Source organism: Aliidiomarina indica, assembly GCF_015354615.1.
GTDB classification, from domain to species: Bacteria; Pseudomonadota; Gammaproteobacteria; order Enterobacterales; family Alteromonadaceae; genus Aliidiomarina; species Aliidiomarina indica.
Genome location: NZ_JACAVQ010000028.1, coordinates 1 through 307, shown reverse-complemented (window position 1 = coordinate 307; position 307 = coordinate 1). Strand labels below are relative to the sequence as shown.

Genomic DNA, 307 nt, shown 5'->3' with positions numbered 1-307 from the left:
GTCAGTGCTTTTGATAAAACACTCAACAATCGCTTTACGCGGTTCTTGTGAAAAACAAAGTGTTGAAAATGGTGGAGCCATGCGGGATCGAACCGCAGACCTCCTGGATGCAAACCAGGCGCTCTCCCAGCTGAGCTATGGCCCCGTGTTGTTCAGGCTTGCCATAATGCTCCAGTGCTTCGTTGCGCGCAAAACTCAATCAGTCACATACCATTAAGGTATGCTCCTTCAATCGTTTCACGGGCGCCTCGCCCTGAATCATTCTGGACTGCGCTTCTGATATCGAGAAAATGTTTTTCAACACTTT

General features: G+C 48.5%; 1 tRNA gene. It reads right to left on the bottom strand.

Annotated elements, in window-relative coordinates:
* Positions 1 to 69: 69 nt before the first annotated feature.
* A tRNA-Ala gene (locus HXZ99_RS12120) sits at positions 70 to 145 on the bottom strand.
* Positions 146 to 307: the final 162 nt, after the last annotated feature.